The sequence below is a fragment of the Kitasatospora sp. NPDC059648 genome, assembly GCF_042734825.1.
Taxonomy (GTDB): domain Bacteria; phylum Actinomycetota; class Actinomycetes; order Streptomycetales; family Streptomycetaceae; genus Kitasatospora.
This window is the reverse complement of the sequence record NZ_JBHWDU010000004.1, coordinates 61638-77359: the sequence shown is the minus strand read 5'-3', so window position 1 is coordinate 77359 and position 15722 is coordinate 61638. Positions and strand designations below refer to the sequence as shown.

13 protein-coding genes and 1 riboswitch are annotated in these 15722 nt (G+C 75.2%); of the genes, 4 read left to right on the top strand and 9 right to left on the bottom strand.

Translation table 11 applies throughout. The annotated features are described in order from the left end of the window. Window positions 1–57 precede the first annotated feature (57 nt). Window positions 58–1737, top strand: coding sequence for a protein kinase (locus ACFV1W_RS04235; RefSeq protein ID WP_380412942.1), 1680 nt, complete (start codon window positions 58–60; stop codon window positions 1735–1737). A gap of 100 nt (window positions 1738–1837) precedes the next feature. Here ACFV1W_RS04235 and ACFV1W_RS04230 read toward each other — a convergent pair whose 3' ends face one another. From ACFV1W_RS04230 to ACFV1W_RS04200, 7 genes are all read right to left on the bottom strand, one after another. Further along, entirely contained in the window at window positions 1838–2314 is a 477-nt protein-coding gene (locus ACFV1W_RS04230; RefSeq protein WP_380412940.1) for an OsmC family protein, read from the bottom strand. Window positions 2315–2434: 120 nt separating this feature from the next. Continuing rightward, window positions 2435–2977, bottom strand: a complete 543-nt coding sequence (cpt, locus tag ACFV1W_RS04225; RefSeq protein ID WP_380412938.1) for a chloramphenicol phosphotransferase CPT — start codon at window positions 2975–2977, stop codon at window positions 2435–2437. 9 nt (window positions 2978–2986) lie between these two features. Continuing rightward, window positions 2987–4399, bottom strand: coding sequence for a cobyrinate a,c-diamide synthase (locus ACFV1W_RS04220; protein ID WP_380412936.1), 1413 nt, complete (start codon window positions 4397–4399; stop codon window positions 2987–2989). 4 nt (window positions 4400–4403) lie between these two features. Continuing rightward, a complete protein-coding gene (gene cobO, locus ACFV1W_RS04215; RefSeq protein WP_380412934.1) occupies window positions 4404–5009 on the bottom strand; it encodes a cob(I)yrinic acid a,c-diamide adenosyltransferase in 606 nt (201 codons plus the stop codon). Window positions 5010–5014: 5 nt separating this feature from the next. Continuing rightward, entirely contained in the window at window positions 5015–7120 is a 2106-nt protein-coding gene (locus ACFV1W_RS04210) for a putative cobaltochelatase (protein ID WP_380412932.1), read from the bottom strand. Continuing rightward, a complete protein-coding gene (locus ACFV1W_RS04205) occupies window positions 7117–8631 on the bottom strand; it encodes a cobyric acid synthase (protein WP_380412931.1) in 1515 nt (504 codons plus the stop codon). Before ACFV1W_RS04205 ends, ACFV1W_RS04210 begins: the two co-directional genes overlap by 4 nt. 73 nt (window positions 8632–8704) lie before the next feature. Beyond that, a complete protein-coding gene (locus ACFV1W_RS04200) occupies window positions 8705–9694 on the bottom strand; it encodes a cobalamin biosynthesis protein (RefSeq protein WP_380412929.1) in 990 nt (329 codons plus the stop codon). Window positions 9695–9780: 86 nt separating this feature from the next. Next, window positions 9781–9942, bottom strand: a riboswitch (cobalamin riboswitch). A 194-nt stretch (window positions 9943–10136) separates the two neighbouring features. Here ACFV1W_RS04200 and ACFV1W_RS04195 point away from each other — a divergent pair. From ACFV1W_RS04195 to ACFV1W_RS04185, 3 genes are all read left to right on the top strand, one after another. Further along, window positions 10137–10832 (top strand): helix-turn-helix domain-containing protein, encoded by a 696-nt coding sequence (locus ACFV1W_RS04195; RefSeq protein WP_380412928.1) that lies wholly within the window; start codon window positions 10137–10139, stop codon window positions 10830–10832. A 118-nt stretch (window positions 10833–10950) separates the two neighbouring features. Further along, entirely contained in the window at window positions 10951–12072 is a 1122-nt protein-coding gene (locus ACFV1W_RS04190; protein WP_380412927.1) for an alpha/beta hydrolase family protein, read from the top strand. Window positions 12073–12731: 659 nt separating this feature from the next. Continuing rightward, window positions 12732–14006, top strand: a complete 1275-nt coding sequence (locus ACFV1W_RS04185; protein ID WP_046387263.1) for a hypothetical protein — start codon at window positions 12732–12734, stop codon at window positions 14004–14006. Between the two features lie 69 nt (window positions 14007–14075). On the opposite strand, the gene ACFV1W_RS04180 is transcribed toward ACFV1W_RS04185, so the two are convergent. After that, entirely contained in the window at window positions 14076–14954 is an 879-nt protein-coding gene (locus tag ACFV1W_RS04180; RefSeq protein ID WP_030285592.1) for a phosphatidylcholine/phosphatidylserine synthase, read from the bottom strand. Beyond that, window positions 14941–15633: a phosphatidylserine decarboxylase gene (locus ACFV1W_RS04175; RefSeq protein ID WP_380412924.1), complete on the bottom strand. Its 693-nt coding sequence runs from the start codon at window positions 15631–15633 to the stop codon at window positions 14941–14943. Before ACFV1W_RS04175 ends, ACFV1W_RS04180 begins: the two co-directional genes overlap by 14 nt. Window positions 15634–15722 lie beyond the last annotated feature (89 nt).

The window sequence follows — 15722 nt, the reverse complement described above, 5'->3', positions numbered from 1 at the left end:
AGCACGGCGGCCGCGGGCGCCCCCTATACTCCCTGTGCCCGATCAGGCGGGGGGAACATGCTGGACTTGCTCGACATGGCGCTACTGATCACGGTCGGACTGGCGCTGCTGGTACGGCTGGCGACACTTCCGGTGCTGGCGCGTGCCCAAACGGCCACCCGGCGGCGGGCGCTGGCGGCCACCGGCGCCGACGCGAGCGGGGGAGCGCCGGGCGGCCTCGGTGCGACCTTCGGCGAGCTGGCGATCGGTCTGGTCGCCGCCGCCGGAACGTACTTCGCCGTGTACTTCGAGGACCTCCACAGCTACTTCCTGTTGGAACGGCCGTTCGACCTCCACAATGCCGTGTACCTCGGCCACGAATGGCAGGTCTCCCTGTCCGTGGCTCGGACCTGGTACCTCGCCCTCTTCATCGGGTTCCTGCTGCTGTGGCTGCTGCTCTGGTACCTGACCCAGCGCACGCTGCTGACCGCCGACCTGCCCCAGGAGGTCTGGGCGTCCGGCTCGACCCGGGCGCGGCTGATCGGTCTGGTGCTGCTCCGCGCGGTGATCGGTGTGTTCCTCCTGCCGGTCGGCCTGATCTTCACCGCCCTGGTCTTCCAGGTGATCGCCCTGCTGGCGAGCCGCAGGCCCAAGCCGGTCGGCGCGACGGAGGGTTCGGGCACCCCGGAGGCCGACGCCGCCCGAGCCGCCCAGGCGCTGTTCGCCCCGCAGAACCCGTACGCCCCCACCGCGCCACCGCAGCCGCCGTACACCCCGCAGGTGCCGCAGACGCCGCAATCCCCGTACGTCCCCGCGCAGTTCGCCCCGACCGCCCCGCCCGTGCCGTCGAGCCCGCCCCTCGGCGGCCCGCTCGGTGCGCACGAGCCCCGCACGATCGGCGGCTACCAACTCCTCGGCCGGATCGGCTCCGGCGGCATGGGCACGGTCTACCTCGCCCAGCGCCAGGGCTCCGCCACCCAGGTCGCGCTGAAGACCATCAACCTCGAACTCCTCGACGACGCCGACCTGTTGCGCCGCTTCCAGCGCGAGTCCGAGGTGCTCGCCATGGTCCCCGGTGCCTACACCGCCCGGGTGCTCGACTCCGGGGTGGACTCCGGACGCCCGTACCTGGCCATGGAGTTGCTGGACGGCCGTCCGCTGGACGCCCACCTGCGCGAGCAGGGGCCGATCGGCTCCGCCGAGGCGCTGCGCGCCCTCGCGCTGGCGCTGGCCGTGGCGCTGTCCGGGGTGCACCGGCTGGGGCTGGTCCACCGGGACCTCAAGCCCGCCAACATCATGCTGACCACGGCGGGCCCGCGCCTGCTGGACTTCGGCATCGCGGCGATCGTGGACGGCACCCGGCTGACCGCCCCCGGCGGCGGCCCGGGCACCCTGACGTACATGGCGCCCGAGCAGTTCGGCGAGGAGCGGGTCGGCCCGGCGGCCGACGTGTGGGCCTGGGCCTGCTGCGTGGTGTGCGCGGCGCACGGTGCCAGCCCGTTCGCGGCGACCAACACGGGCGCGGTGATCCGCCGGATCGTCGAGACCGGGCCCGAACCGGCCGCGCTGGCGGCGGTCCGGGCCCTCGACCCGGCGCTCGCCGGCGTCGTCACCCGCGCCCTGGCCATCGACCCCGCGCAGCGCCCGGCGGACGGTACGGGCCTGCTGGCGGCGCTTGCGGCGGCCCAGTCGACACCGCCGGACCCGGTGGCCGTCCACGACCAGATCACCCGCGGCTGGCAGACTCTCGCGCTGTGATCGAGGCGCTGGCCGACTCCACCCGACCCGCTGCGCCTGACCCGCTGCGCCTGACCCGCTGCGCCCGAGCCGCTGCGCCCGAGCCGCTGCGCCCGAGCCGCTACGCCCGAGCCGCGACCGTCACCTCGGCCTCGTGCCGCACCGGGAAGTTGACCGAGTTGGCGATGAAGCAGGCCCGGTGCGCCTGTGCGTGCAGGGCGAGCGCCTGCTCCGCCATCCCCGCCTCGGCGACCTCGACCCCCGGATGCAGGACCACCTCGGTGAAGTGCCCGCCCTCCGGCGACACGGCCATGGTTCCCACCGGCCGGTCGACGTACGAGGTCACCACGACCCCGTTCACCGCGCACAGGTGCAGGTACGAGAGCAGGTGGCACTGGGAGAGCGCGACGAGCAGCAACTGCTCCGGGTTCCAGCGGGTCCTGTCGCCGCGGAACACGGGGTCGGCGGAGCCGGGGATGGCCGGCAGTCCCTCGGCGGTGACCTCGACGTCGCGGGAGTAGGAGCGGTAGTCGCTGGTGCCGGTGCCCCGGTTGCCGGTCCAGCTGATCTCGGCGGTGTACTCGTGCTGCCTGGCCATGGGCGTGCCTCCGTGGGACGGGTGGTGCTGCCGGAACCGGAAGGGGGTGCTGCTGGAAGGGGGTGCTGCCGGAAGGGCGTCGCTGCCGGACAGTCAACCGCAGGAGTCTCCCACGGCTGCTCAACGCCCCGCCGCCACCCGGGCGAGGATCGCCTCGGCGCAGTCGCCCGCGGAGGTCCGAGAGGTGTCCACGACCAGGTCGTACGCGACGCCCTCGTGCACCGCCGAGGCCTGCGCGGCGGCCATCCCGGCGACCCGGTCGCCGCGCGCCGCCTCCCGGGCCGCGGCCACCGCCGGATCGCAGCGCACGCCGACCCAGAGCACGTCCAGGCCCTCCAGCGCCGCGCGCCACCGCTGTTGCGAGGCGCCCCCGCCGAGGAACACCTCGTCCACCACGACCGGCGCCCCGGCCCGGGCCATCGCCGCCACGCCGAGCGTCCAGGCGGCGTCCAGCCGGGCGAAGACCGGCCCGACCGCCACCGTGCCGTCACCGTCCTCCAGGCCGCCGATGCCCCCGTCCCCGCCGAGCAGCCACGGCGGCAGCGCGCCGACCATGGTGTCCGCACCGAGGTGCAGCCAGGGCTCCGGCAGCAGCTCCTGGAGGCGCCGGGCGATGCTCGACTTGCCGGAACTGGAGCCGCCGTTGAGGACGATCACATGCATGCGCCAACCCTACGGCCGCGTCCGCGCCCCCGTCCCGGTGCTGGAACCCGATCCCGCCCCGGCGTCGAAAGCCGCCGCGGCCGCCGCGAACGACGAAGCCAGCTCGGGCGTCCCGGCCCAGTGCAGGTGCAGGTACGAGGCGTGCACGTTGCCGTCCGCGAAGCCCTCCGTGCGGGGCCCGGCCGGCAGGCGCCAGCCCCAGGCCGGGCGGTCGCCCGCGCCCGGTTCGCAGCCCGTCCGGTGGAACTCGTGCCCGCGCACCCGGGTGCCGGCCGGGGCGAGCGGGGAGTCGTGCAGGGCGACGGCCTCCCGGTAGCCGAGGGTGAGCCGTTCGGTCATCCGGGCGGTGGCGTCCAGCACCCCGCACATCGGCAGGCCGTCCAGCTCCCGCCCCAGATACAGCAGTCCGGCGCACTCGGCGGCGATCGGCCCGCCCGCGGCGGCGAACGCGGATATGGCCGAGCGCAGCGCGGCGTTGCCGCTCAACTCCCGTACGTACAGCTCCGGGAAGCCGCCGCCGACGACCAGCCCGGCCGTGCCCTGCGGCAGTTCCGAGGCGTGCAGCGGGTCGAAGGGAACGACCTCCGCGCCCGCCGCGCCGAGCAGTTCGGCGTTCTCGGCGTACGAGAAGGAGAACGCGGCGCCGCCCGCCACCGCGATCCGCGGCCGTCCGGCGACCGGCGCGACCTCCGCCGACGGATCCCACGGCTCGGCGTCCAGGTCCGGTGCGGTGCGGGCGAGTTCCAGCACGGCGTCCAGATCGACCGAAGCCGCCACCAGGGAGCCCATGTCCGCGACCGCCTTGAGTGCCTCCGCCGAGCGCTCCACCGCCGGGATCAGTCCGAGGTGCCGGGACGGCGTGGCCACCGCCGCCGAGCGGCGCAGCGCGCCCAGGACGGGCACCCCGGAGCCCTCCTCCAGGGCCTCGCGCAGGAGTTGCTCGTGCCGGTCGGAGGCGACCCGGTTGAGGATCACCCCGGCCAGCCGCACCTGCGGGTCCCAGGACGCGAAGCCGTGCACCAGCGCGGCCACCGAGCGGGACTGCGAGGAGCCGTCCACGACCAGCACCACGGGCGCCCGCAGCAGCTTGGCGACGTGGGCGGTGGACGCCAGCTCCCCGCGCCCGGAGGCCCCGTCGAACAGGCCCATGACCCCCTCGACCACGGCGACGTCCGCCCCCGCGGCGCCGTGCAGGAACAGCGGGGCGATCCGCTCGGGCCCGCACATGAAGGCGTCCAGGTTGCGGCCCGGGCGCCCGGCGGCGAGCGCGTGGTAGCCCGGGTCGATGTAGTCCGGTCCGACCTTGTGCGGCGACACCGCCAGCCCGCGCGCGGCGAGCGCCGCGATCAGGCCGGTGGCGACGGTGGTCTTGCCGGCGCCGGAGGAGGGCGCCGCGACGACGAGGCGGGGGGTGCTGCTCAAGAGGTCACCACTCGATGCCGCGCTGGCCCTTGCGGCCGGCGTCCATGGGGTGCTTGACCTTGGTCATCTCGGTGACCAGGTCGGCGAATCCGGTCAGCGCCTCGGGGGCGTACCGGCCGGTGATGACGACGTGCTGGCTGCCGGGGCGGTCCTTGAGCACCGAGACGACCTCCTCCGGGTCGATCCAGCCCCAGTGCATCGGGTAGGTGAACTCGTCCAGCACGTAGAAGCGGTAGGTCTCGGCCGCGAGGTCCCGTTTGACCTGCTCCCAGCCTTCCTTGGCCGCCTCCTCGCTGGACATCTCCTGCTCGGCGGAGCGCTGGATCCAGGACCACCCGGAGCCCATCTTGTGCCAGTCGACGCTGCCGCCCTCGCCGGAGGCGCCGAGCACGCGCAGCGCGTTCTCCTCGCCGACCTTCCACTTGGCGGACTTCACGAACTGGAACACCCCGACCGACCAGCCCTGGTTCCAGGCCCGCAGCGCCATGCCGAAGGCCGCCGTGGACTTGCCCTTCCCGGGGCCGGTGTGCACCGCGGTGATCGGCTGGGTACGGCGCTGGCGGGTGGTCAGGCCGTCGTCGGGAACGCTCTCGGGGACACCCTTGGGCATGTCGGTCAGGCCGCCTTTCGCAACGGAGCGGTCGAAGTGGTGGTCGCACGGCTCGCACGGTTCGCATAGTTCGCGTGGTTCTCGCGGACGAGCGAGGCCACGCCCTCCGCGCGCAGTTCCTCCAGGCTGACGGCGCTGCCGCCGAGCAGCCCGGCCAGGGTACGGGCCAGGCCCAGGCGGACCGGGCCGGACTCGCAGTCCAGTACTACGCTGGCCGTGCCCTGGGCGGCGAACAGCGCGGCCGCGCGCTGCGAGCGGGCGAGTGCGTCCCGCCCGCCGGTGGCCCGGCCGTCGGTCACCACGACCAGCAGCGGGCGCCGGTTCGGGTCGCGCAGCCGCTCGACCCGCAGCACCTCGTGGGCGCGCAGCAGGCCGGCGGCCAGCGGGGTGCGGCCGCCGGTGGGCAGCGACTCCAGCCGGGCCGCGCCGACCTCCACCGAGGAGGTGGGCGGCAGTGCCAGCTCGGCGTCCGCGCCCCGGAAGGTGATCATGCCGATCTTGTCCCGGCGCTGGTAGGCGTCCATCAGCAGCGACAGCACGGCGCCCTTGACGGCGGTCATCCGCTGCCGGGCGGCCATCGAGCCGGAGGCGTCCACCACGAACAGCACGAGGTTGGACTCCCGTCCCCGGCGCACCTGTTCGCGGAAGTCGTCCTTGTGCAGCACCAGCGCCCGGCCGGCCCGCCCGCGCGCCACCTGGTGCGGCGCGGCGGCCTGGAGGGTGGCGGTCAGGTGCAGCCGGCTCAGGGTGCCCTGCGGCCGACGGGCCCGGACGGTGTGCCCGCCGGTGGTCTCGGCGGGGGAGCGCCGGCCCTGGGCGCCGTGGCCGGTGCCCCGTACGGTGAACAGCCGGGTCCGGTACGGGTCCGCGGCGGCGACCGGCGCCGACTCCCGGGCGGGCGCGGGGTGTTGGGCGGGGACGGGCTGCTGCGCGGGCGGCTCGGAGTCCGAGGTGCCGCTCTCCGGGGCGGATGCCTCCGGGGCGCCGCCGTCGAACGGCTCGGGGGCTCCCCCGCCCGGGCCGCCGCCTTCAGGTCCGCCGCCGTCGCCGTCACCGTCCGGACCGGGACCGTCGCCCTCGGGCTCCGGGTCCTCCGGCCGGGAGTGCTCCTCCAGCGTCCGGTCCAACTGCTCCTCGTCCAGCCCCGGAGCGTCGAAGGGGTTGCGTCGGCGCCGGTGCGGCAGGGCCAGCTGGGCCGCCTTGCGGACGTCCTCCTCCAGCACCTCCACCCGCCCGGCCCAGGCGGCCAGCGCGACCGCGGTGCGGGCCATCACGATGTCGGCGCGCAGCCCGTCCACCTCGAAAGCCGCGCACACTGCGGTGATCTGACGCAGTGCCACATCGGTCAGCTCGACCCTGGGTAGCAACTCGCGGGCGGCGGTGATGTGTTCGGCGAGCTCCCGTTCCTGCGCCGCGAACCGCGTCGCGAAGCCGGCCGGGTCGGCGTCGTACGCGAGCCGGCGCCGGACCACCTCGGCACGCTCGGCAGGGTCCCGAGTGGCGGCGATCTCGACGGTCAGGCCGAAGCGGTCGAGCAGCTGCGGCCGCAGCTCGCCCTCCTCCGGGTTCATCGTGCCGACCAGCAGGAACCGCGCCGCGTGCCGCACCGACACGCCCTCGCGCTCGACGTACGAGCGGCCCATCGCGGCGGCGTCCAGCAGCAGGTCCACCACGTGGTCCTGGAGCAGGTTCACCTCGTCGATGTACAGCACGCCGCGGTGCGCCTTGGCCAGCAGACCGGGCTCGTACGCCTTGACGCCCTCGGCCAGTGCGCGCTCCAGGTCGAGCGAGCCGACGATCCGGTCCTCGGCCACGCCGACCGGCAACTCGACGAGCTGGGACGGGCGTTCGTGGCTCCGGGGGGAGGCGTGCGGGCCGTCCGGGCACTGCGGGTCCGGCGCGGCCGGGTCGCAGGCGAAGCGGCAGCCGTCCACGGCGGCGATGGAGGGCAGCAGCCCGGCCAGTGCGCGCACCATGGTCGACTTCGCGGTGCCCTTCTCGCCGCGCACCAGCACGCCGCCCACGGCCGGGGAGACCGCGTTCAGCAGCAGCCCGAGCCGCAGGTCGGCCATGCCGACGATCGCGGTGAACGGATAGCGGACGTCACTCATGCGTCACTCCCAGGTGCCCCGGGCGGGAGGAAGGGCAGCGTTCCGGCTGCCGGCACCCCGCCCTCGATCAGCTTCCACAGCGCGTCGGTGTCCGCGTGCTCCTCGATCAGGTCGCCCAGCCGGTCCAGCCGGGCCTCGCGGGCCGCGGCGAAGGAGGTGTCCGGCGCCGGAACGAACGCCCGCCCGGCCAATTCGGCGACCTCGCACAGGAGTTCGCGGCGGAAGCCGTCGTTCTCCAGCGCGCCGTGCCAGGTGGTGCCCCAGACCGAACCGACCCGGCAGCCGTCCAGGAAGGCCTCACCGCCCTCGACCGCCACGATCCCGTGGTGGATCTCGTAGCCCTCGACCCGTTGCCCGTACGCCTCTCCGACCGGCCGCGCCAGCACCTTCCCGGCGCCGAAGCGGACATCGGTCGGCAGCAGTCCGAGCCCGTCGACGAGCCCCGCCTTCGACTCCACCGCGTCCTCGATCGAGCGCGCCAGCATCTGGTAGCCGCCGCAGACCCCGAGGATCGGCAGCCCGGCCGCCGCCCGCGCCTTCAGCGCCGGCTCCAGGCCGCGCTCGCGCAGCCAGGCGAGGTCCGCCACGGTGGCCCGGGTGCCGGGCAGCACCACCAGGTCGGCGTCGGCCAGCTCCTCCGGCCGGGTCGCCCAGCGCACCAGCACGCCCGGCTCCTGCGCCAGCGCGTCCAGGTCGGTGAAGTTGGACAGCCGGGGGAAGCGCACCACGGCCACCCGCAGCACGTCGGCCCCGAGCGGGCCGCGGCCGTCCACCCGGTCCACCACCGTGGACAGGTCCAGCGAGTCCTCGGCGTCCAGCCACAGCCCCGGCAGCATCGGCAGCGTGCCCAGCACCGGACGGCCGGTCAGCTCGCGCAGCATCTCCAGCCCGGGCGCCAGCAGCCGGGCGTCGCCGCGGAACTTGTTGACGAACCAGCCCGCCACGTGCCGCTGGTCCTCCGCGGACAGCAGCGCCAGCGTCCCGTACATCGCCGCGAAGACCCCGCCGCGGTCGATGTCCCCGACCACCACCACGGGCAGGGCGGCGGCCGTGGCCAGGCCCATGTTGGCGATGTCCCGGTCGCGCAGGTTGATCTCGGCGGGCGACCCGGCGCCCTCGCACACCACCACGTCGTAGCGTCGGCGCAGGTCCGCCAGGCACTCCAGGGCGCGCTCCAGCAGGACGGGCTTGCGCTCGCGGTAGTCCAGCGCGCCCACCTCGGCGACCGGCCGGCCGAGCAGCACCACCTGGCTGCGGCCGTCCGCGCCCGGCTTCAGCAGCACCGGGTTCATCGCGGCCTCCGGCTCCACCCGGGCGGCCTGGGCCTGCATCGCCTGGGCACGGCCGATCTCGGCGCCGTCCGCGGTGACGAAGGAGTTCAGCGACATGTTCTGCGCCTTGAACGGCGCGACCCGCACGCCCTGACGGACCAGCCAACGGCAGATCCCGGCCGTCACCACGCTCTTGCCCGCGTCCGAAGTCGTCCCGGCGACCAGCAGCGCGTTACTCATGCGTCCCCCTCGCCTCGCTCGGTGGGCGCTTCGCACCATGCGCACCTGTCGATGACGAGCTCGCTGCGCTCACTCATGCTTCGCCCCTCCCACGAAGAGCACGCAACAGGACGTGCCCCGCGACCGTCGTACCCAGCGCCAGCGCGCCCACCCGCCGCGACAGCGTGCAGGCCCGCTCGATGTCGTCCACCGTCACCGGCCGCAACTCCTCGCCCAGCACCGGCCGGTGCTCCACCCGTTCGCCGTACCGGAGCGTCCCGCCCAGCCGTACGCCCACCGCGCCCGCGAAGGCCGACTCGGCCTGGCCCGCGTTCGGGCTCGGGTGCGCGGAGCCGTCCCGGCGCCAGACCCGCCAGGCGGTCCGCGGCTCGGGAGCGGCGGCCACCGTCAGCAGTGCGGTCAGCCGGGCGCCCGGCCAGCCCGCGACGTCGTCCAGCCGGGCCGAGGCCCAGCCGAAGCGGGCGTAGCGGGGCGAGCGGTGGCCGACCATGGCGTCCAGGGTGTTGACGGCACGGAAGGCCAGCAGCCCGGGCGTGCCCGCCAGGGCGCCCCAGGTCAGCGCGTTCACCACGGCGTCGGCGGTGTTCTCGGCCACCGACTCGACCACCGCCCGGGCGATCTGCTGCCCGTCCAGCGTGCTCGGGTCCCGCCCGCACAGGTGCGGCAGCCGCTCCCGGGCGGCCGTCAGGTCGCCCGCGGCCAGCGAGCGGCCGATGGTGCGCGCCTCCCGGGTCAGCGAGGTGCCGCCGAGCACCGTCCAGGTCGCGGCGGCCGCCAGCGCGGCCCGGCCCAGCGGACGGCGCCCGACCGTACGGTCCAGCGCCAGCGCACCGGCCGCGACCGCGCCCACGCACAGCGCCGTGTACCCGGCTCCGGCGGTACGGTCGTCGCGCCACGCGCGCCGCTCCAGGCGGGCCGCGGCGCTGCCGAACAGGGCGACGGGGTGGCCGCGGCGCGGGTCGGCGAAACGGGCGTCCGCGGCGTACCCCGCGACGGCCCCCAGCGCGAAGGCGGCGGCCCGGGTCAGCGGGCGCACAGCGGCGGGCAGCTCGGCAGCGGGCAACTCGGCGTCCGACGGGGCGGGGCAGCCTGCATCGCGTGGGTGTCCTCACTCAGGGTCCGCGCCCTGGATCGACGTACCGGGGGCGAGAGTCTCCTGGCTTCCGGGTCGGACGCACCCCGGGCCCTCCAGCGGCTCCTGACGGCCCGCCGTGGTGGGCCCCTCCTGCGCGATGGCGGGCGAGGAGGGATTCCGAGCGTGCTCCCCGGTGACAGTGGCGGGACCGCGCCGGACTCGCACCGGCTTCCTCTCCATGCCTCCGTTTGGCCCCAGGATCCCATCACGCGGCCGAACCGGGAGTCAACCGAGGTCAAGGAGGGGTCGGTCACACCCGGCACCGGTACCGGACCTGTGCGATCGCCCAGCGCGGGGGAGGGCCCGTCAGCTCCGCTTCGTGCGTTCGGCGGCTGGGACGGGCCGGGGGCCGCACCTACGGTTCGGTGCCATGCGCCGCAGAAAGTCCCCCACCACTGCCGCCCCTTCCCCCGTCCCCTTCTCCCCCGAGGCCGCCCGCGCCCACCGGGCCGGCCTCGGGCTGACCCCCGAGCAGGTCGCCGAGGGCATGGCCGCGCACGGCGTACGGCTGCTGCCCGGCCACGTGCTCGCCTGGGAGAACGGCGAGCTGCGCCCCGGCGAGGCCGAGTTCATCGCGCTGGCCAGGGCCCTCTGGTGCCCGGCCGCCCAGCTGATGGACGGCCGCCCGCTGAGCCTGCGCGACCACCGCCTCGCGCGGGAGCTCCCCCAGGAGACCGTCGCCGAGCGGGCCGGAGTGTCGCTGCCCGCCTACCGGCAGGCCGAACTGACCGGTCACTGGGACGGCGACCCGGAGCAGACCCACGCCCTCGCCCAGGTGCTGGGCATGCGGCTGACCGAGCTGGTCGAGGCCACCGGGCGCGGCGAGGCCCTCGACCGCCTCCTGCGCCAGTGCGTGGCGGGCCGCTGGCAGCCCCACCTGGGCCCGCTCGCCCGCCTGGTGCCCGTCCCGGAGGCCGACCTCGCCGCCGTCCTGCCGGTCCTCCACGGGGAACACCACGTCCCCTCCCACTGGGGCACCACCACCCAGCCCCGCACCCCCACCCAGCCCCTCACGCCCCGCTTCTGGCACCTCCTCAGCACCCACGACCCCGCCCTCCCGGTCTGACCTCCGCCGGCCCGCTGGCCCGTCCCCCGGACGGGCCAACCCGGTGGCCGGGATGGCGGAATCCCGGTGGACTGGTGCTCGAACACCGTCCGGTCCGTGAAGCAGAGCGGGGAACGAAATGCGTTGGGGAACCGCAGCTGTCGTGGCGGCCGCCGCCGTCGGGGCGGGGGCCGCCGTCCTGGTGGTCGGCCGTCGGGCCTCCGAGCGGATGGTCCGTCCCGGGGTGCCGGGGCCGGCCGAGCCGGAGGCAGGACCGGTGGTGGTGCACAGCCTCGGCGCCGGACGGGTCACCTTCAGCCGCCGTCCCGAGAGCCTGCGGCCCGGTCGCTGGGCGGTCGAGTGGGACGACCACGGGCACGCGGTGGTCGAGGAGGTCCTGCACCGCGACGCGCAGGGCGTGACCCGGCGGCTGGTCCGGGTCGACCGGGGCACCCTGACGCCCGGCACCGAGGTCCGCTTCACCCCGCGCGTGCACCTGGGCGACCCCACCCAGGCGTTCGGCCTGGCCTACACCGCGACCGCCGCCGACGGCGAGCTCGGCGCGCTTCCCGCCTGGCGGATCGACGGCAAGCGCGGCACCTGGGTGATCCTGGTGCACGGCCCCGAGGCCGACCGTCAGCAGACCCTCCCGGTGCTGCCCGTCCTGCACCGCCTCGGCCTGCCGGCCCTCGCCGTCACCTACCGCGGCGACGAGGGCGCCCCGGCCTCCCCGGACGGCTACAGCCACTTCGGCGAGACCGAGTGGCGGGACGTCGAGTCGGCGGTGCGGCTGGCGCTGGACAGCGGTGCGGGCCGGGTGATCCTCTACGGCTGGTCGGTGGGCGCCACCACGGTCCTGCGGACCGTGGCCCGTTCCGCCCGGGCGCACGCGGTCAGCGGGCTCGTCCTCGATTCGCCGGTCCTCGACCTCCCGAGCGCGGCGCGCCGGGACGCCGCCCGGGCCGGGTTCACCGGTCTCTCCGGCGAACTGGGCGCGCTGGCCGCGCAGGGCCGTACGGGGGTGGACCTCACGGACTTCTCCCGCCTCGCCGAGGGTGCGGACATACGGGTGCCCACCCTGGTCCTGCACAGCCCGGACGACCGCGTCGCCCCCGTCGCCACCGTGGAGCACCTGGCCGCCGCCCGCCCCGACGTGGTGAACCTCCAGCGCTTCCCGGGCGCCGAACACGCGGCCCTGTGGAATTCGGCCCCCGAGCACTACACCGAACTCCTCCGGCGCTGGCTCACTCCGCTGCTCTGAGCCCTCTGCCCCGAATTCCGCGGCCGCGCCCGGAGAACGGGGAGGTGAAGCGACAGAGAGCGGTAAAGGAGGAAATTTGCTCCCGAACTTCGGACAGCGGAGCGCCCTCCACCGCCCCGGAAGTCGGCCCGGTCGACTTCCGACGCACCGGCACCACCCGGCGGGCACATGCCACCTGGCCGGATTCCGGCCGTCCGCTTCCGCCGGCCCCCGCCCCGTCGGTTCCGGAAGGCCCCGCTCCCGGCACGGAGTGTGAGCACCCGGGCGGGCAGGGCGACGCCCGCCGCCAACCTGGCATGGCCCCGCCACACGTTTCCGGCCAGGCGGTTTGCCACTGTTGCCCGATCTTGCGGAGGTGCGGTACCCGGTCCTGCGGTCGTACGGGCAACCGGATGTGACAGAAGGCCCGTGCAAGGGGAAGACTGCTCGACGTGACGTCTCGGAACCCGCGCGACCGTGATGCCCCGCTCCCGCCGACGATCGGTACCGGTGCGACGGTGACCCGTCTCCCCGGTACGGCCCACCGGCCCTCCGGTGGCAGGCCGGGCGGGGCCGGTGTACCCCGGCGACGGGGGCCCGCGCCGGCACCCGGCCGAGGCCGGGTTCCGGTCCCGGAGGGCTTCCCCGCGCCGGCCGAGCTGGCGCCGCTTGCCCGCCGGATGCTGGTGGACGCCGTCCGGATCGCCCGCTGGGCCGGGGAACTGGAAGAGGTCGACAAGCGCGGCGAGCTGCTCCCGGAGGACGCCCGCGCCGCCGGCCGGGCGCTGGCCATGACGGTCGGCGCCGCCGCCAAGGCGTGGGGCCAGGCGCTGCTGGTGGGCCTGGTGGAGGCCCGCGACGGCGGAGCGGGCCCCGGCTGGCGACTGCACGCCTGGGAGCACGACGACGAGGCCGTGGTGCGCGGCTGGTCCGGGCTGTTCGACGCCTGGACGCTGCTCGCCCCGGTGCCGCCCGCCGCGCTGCGCGGAGTGTTCGCCGTCCTGGCCGGCCAGGCCGTGGACCAGGCTCCCCAGCTGCTGTCCTTCCTGCACCTGGTGGACGGCCCGGTGGCCGAGAGCGAGCTGCTGGAGCTGCTGCGCCGCGGACTGGACGAGCGCCGGGTCGGCGCAGGCCTCGGCAACCCGGGCCTGTCGCCGGTGCCGCACGCCGCCTCGGCGGTGTCCGCCGTCCGCGGCACCTGCCGGGCACCGCAGATCGACACCCCGGCCGCCCCCTCCGACGTGGCCGCCGTCCTGGACTGGATGCTGGACGGCCTGGCGGCGGTGGGCGCCGTGGTGCGCAGGAACGACGCCGCCGAGCTGTCGCCGCTGGGCCACTGGGCGGTGCGGGCGAAGCTGGAGGAGATCTGCACGGTCGCCCAGACCGCGGCCGGGCACATCGAGCAGAGCGCCTTCGAGCTGCTGAACGCGTGCGCGGACTACTCGCCGGGCCCGGCCCGGGCGGAGTTCCGCGCCTGGGTGGCGGCCCGCCCGGCGGACCGCGCGGTGGCCGAACTGCTGGACGCCGCCCAGGGCGACGACGCGCTGGTACGCGGCCTGGCCTTCGAGGCGCTCCGGGTGGCCGGCGGCCCGGCCGAGCAGGCAGTACGGGCCTCGGTGGACGAGCCGGTGCTGCGCCCGTACGCACTGCTGTGGCTGGCCGAGCGCGCCGACGAGGGAGTCTCCCCGGCGGACGTGCTGGGTGCCGAGGACGCGGCCTGGCTGTGGGTGGACACCGCGGCGGCGGTGCTGGACCACGGTGAGACGGAGCTGCTGGTGGGCCACGTCGAGGGCGCCTCGGCGGGCGACCCGGTGCGGCTGTTCGCCCGCGCCCGGCAGTCCGGGCACCCGCGGGCGGCCTCGGTGCTGACGGCGGTCTCCGGGGTGCACCCGGACCCGGGCGTGGCCCGGGCGGCCCGCCGCTCCGCCTTCAGCGTCCACACCGGCGGCGCGTGAGGGAAGACGGAAACGAGGAAGGGCCCGGAACCTGGTGGTTCCGGGCCCTTCCCGCATCGCGGAGGGGACTCAGCCGAGCCGGGACTCCGCCCGCCGGGCACGGACGTCGCCGACCTTCTGCCCGACCTTGCGCCGGATGACCAGCAGCGGCGCCATCGCGGCGAGGGTGATCTGGGCGAACGCGCCGACGTGCATCAGCGTGTCGCCACCGGGCAGACCGGTCGCCCAGGCTGCCAGGCAGCCGATCGCCACGACGACCCAGCAGAGCGTGGCAGTGGCCAGCAGTCCCTGCGGCTTCGGGTACTCGATCCGGCTGACCATCAGGTACGCCGCGCCGAAGATGGCGAGCAGACCGGGCAGGAACGGCGGGTCGAGCAGCACGATGGCGATCACCGTCATCGCGCCCATCGGGCAGGGCATGCCCTGGAACACCCCGGGCCGCATCTTGACGGCCGAGAAGCGGGCCAGCCGCAGCACCACCGCGAGCAGCACGGTCAGCGCGATCAGCGCCGAGAGCGTCCGGTTGGAGCCCTGCGAGACCATGCCCCAGACCGCGACGAAGTAGGCCGGCGCGATGCCGAAGCTGATCAGGTCGGCCAGGTTGTCGAGTTCCGCTCCGAGGGCGGAGGAGCGGAGCTTCCGCGCCACCAGGCCGTCGAAGAGGTCGCACATCGAGCCGATCAGCAGCAGCGTGACGGCGGTGGCCGCGCTGTGCCGGTCCGGAGCGGCGTCCGGGTTGGTGATGTGCGGGATCAGGACCCCGGTGGTGATCGAGTAGATCGCCAGGAAGCCGCAGACGGCGTTCCCCAGGGTCAGGAAGTCGGCGGTGGACAGGTGCTGCGGGGAGCGCGGGGCACGCAGTTCGCGGTCGCGCGCCCAGCGGCGGCGGCGCAGGGCCGTCTCCTCGTCGTCCAGGCCGACGATTGTCTCAGGATCAGTCACGGTCAAGGCGCGTCACCCCGGCTGTGGTCTTCTGGCCGACCTCGACGCCGACCTCGACGCCGGCCGGCAGGTAGGTGTCGACCCGGGAGCCGAACCGGATCAGGCCGATCCGGTCGCCCTGCTCGACCTTGGTTCCGGCGGTCACGTACGGCACGATGCGGCGGGCCACGGCCCCCGCGATCTGCACCATCTCGATGTCGCCGAGCTCGGTGTCGAAGTGCCAGACGACCCGCTCGTTCTGGTCGCTGTCCTTGTTGAACGCCGGCACGAAACCGCCCGCGACGTGCTCGACCGACGTCACCGTGCCCGGCAGGGGCGCGCGGTTGACGTGGACGTTCAGCGGGCTCATGAAGATCGCCACCCGGGTGCGGCCGTCCGGCCAGGCGTCGATGCTCTGGACCACGCCGTCGGCGGGGGAGATCACTCTGCCCGTGCCGATCTCACGCTCGGGGTCGCGGAAGAACCACAGCATGCCCGCGCTGAGCGCACAGGCCGGTACCGCCGCCAGGGCCCACTTGCCGCTGCGCCGGGTGAGGGCGGTGGTCACGGCGGCCGTGGCGAGGGTGGGGACGAACCAGGGGGTGGCTCCGCGCGCGATGGTCACGCGGGGTCGCCGACCGGCCGTCGGGGCTGCGAGGGCATCGCGGTCCGTGACGGAGGTGTGAGGGGACGGGCTGATGGGCATCGAAGACCTTTGTCGCGGGGGATCATGGCCGCTGGACGGGGGCCACCGCGGGATCGGTAATAGAGGGACGGCTTGCTGTCCCGGTGGAT

Coding starts and splice junctions, on each gene's coding strand:
- ACFV1W_RS04195 (WP_380412928.1), top strand. CDS start 10,137: ATGCGCCGCAGAAAGTCCCCCACCACTGCCGCCCCTTCCCCCGTCCCC.
- ACFV1W_RS04210 (WP_380412932.1), bottom strand. CDS start 7,120: ATGAGTGACGTCCGCTATCCGTTCACCGCGATCGTCGGCATGGCCGAC.
- ACFV1W_RS04235 (WP_380412942.1), top strand. CDS start 58: ATGCTGGACTTGCTCGACATGGCGCTACTGATCACGGTCGGACTGGCG.
- cobO (WP_380412934.1), bottom strand. CDS start 5,009: ATGCCCAAGGGTGTCCCCGAGAGCGTTCCCGACGACGGCCTGACCACC.
- ACFV1W_RS04205 (WP_380412931.1), bottom strand. CDS start 8,631: ATGAGTAACGCGCTGCTGGTCGCCGGGACGACTTCGGACGCGGGCAAG.
- cpt (WP_380412938.1), bottom strand. CDS start 2,977: ATGCATGTGATCGTCCTCAACGGCGGCTCCAGTTCCGGCAAGTCGAGC.
- ACFV1W_RS04175 (WP_380412924.1), bottom strand. CDS start 15,633: ATGCCCATCAGCCCGTCCCCTCACACCTCCGTCACGGACCGCGATGCC.
- ACFV1W_RS04185 (WP_046387263.1), top strand. CDS start 12,732: ATGCTGGTGGACGCCGTCCGGATCGCCCGCTGGGCCGGGGAACTGGAA.
- ACFV1W_RS04190 (WP_380412927.1), top strand. CDS start 10,951: ATGCGTTGGGGAACCGCAGCTGTCGTGGCGGCCGCCGCCGTCGGGGCG.
- ACFV1W_RS04230 (WP_380412940.1), bottom strand. CDS start 2,314: ATGGCCAGGCAGCACGAGTACACCGCCGAGATCAGCTGGACCGGCAAC.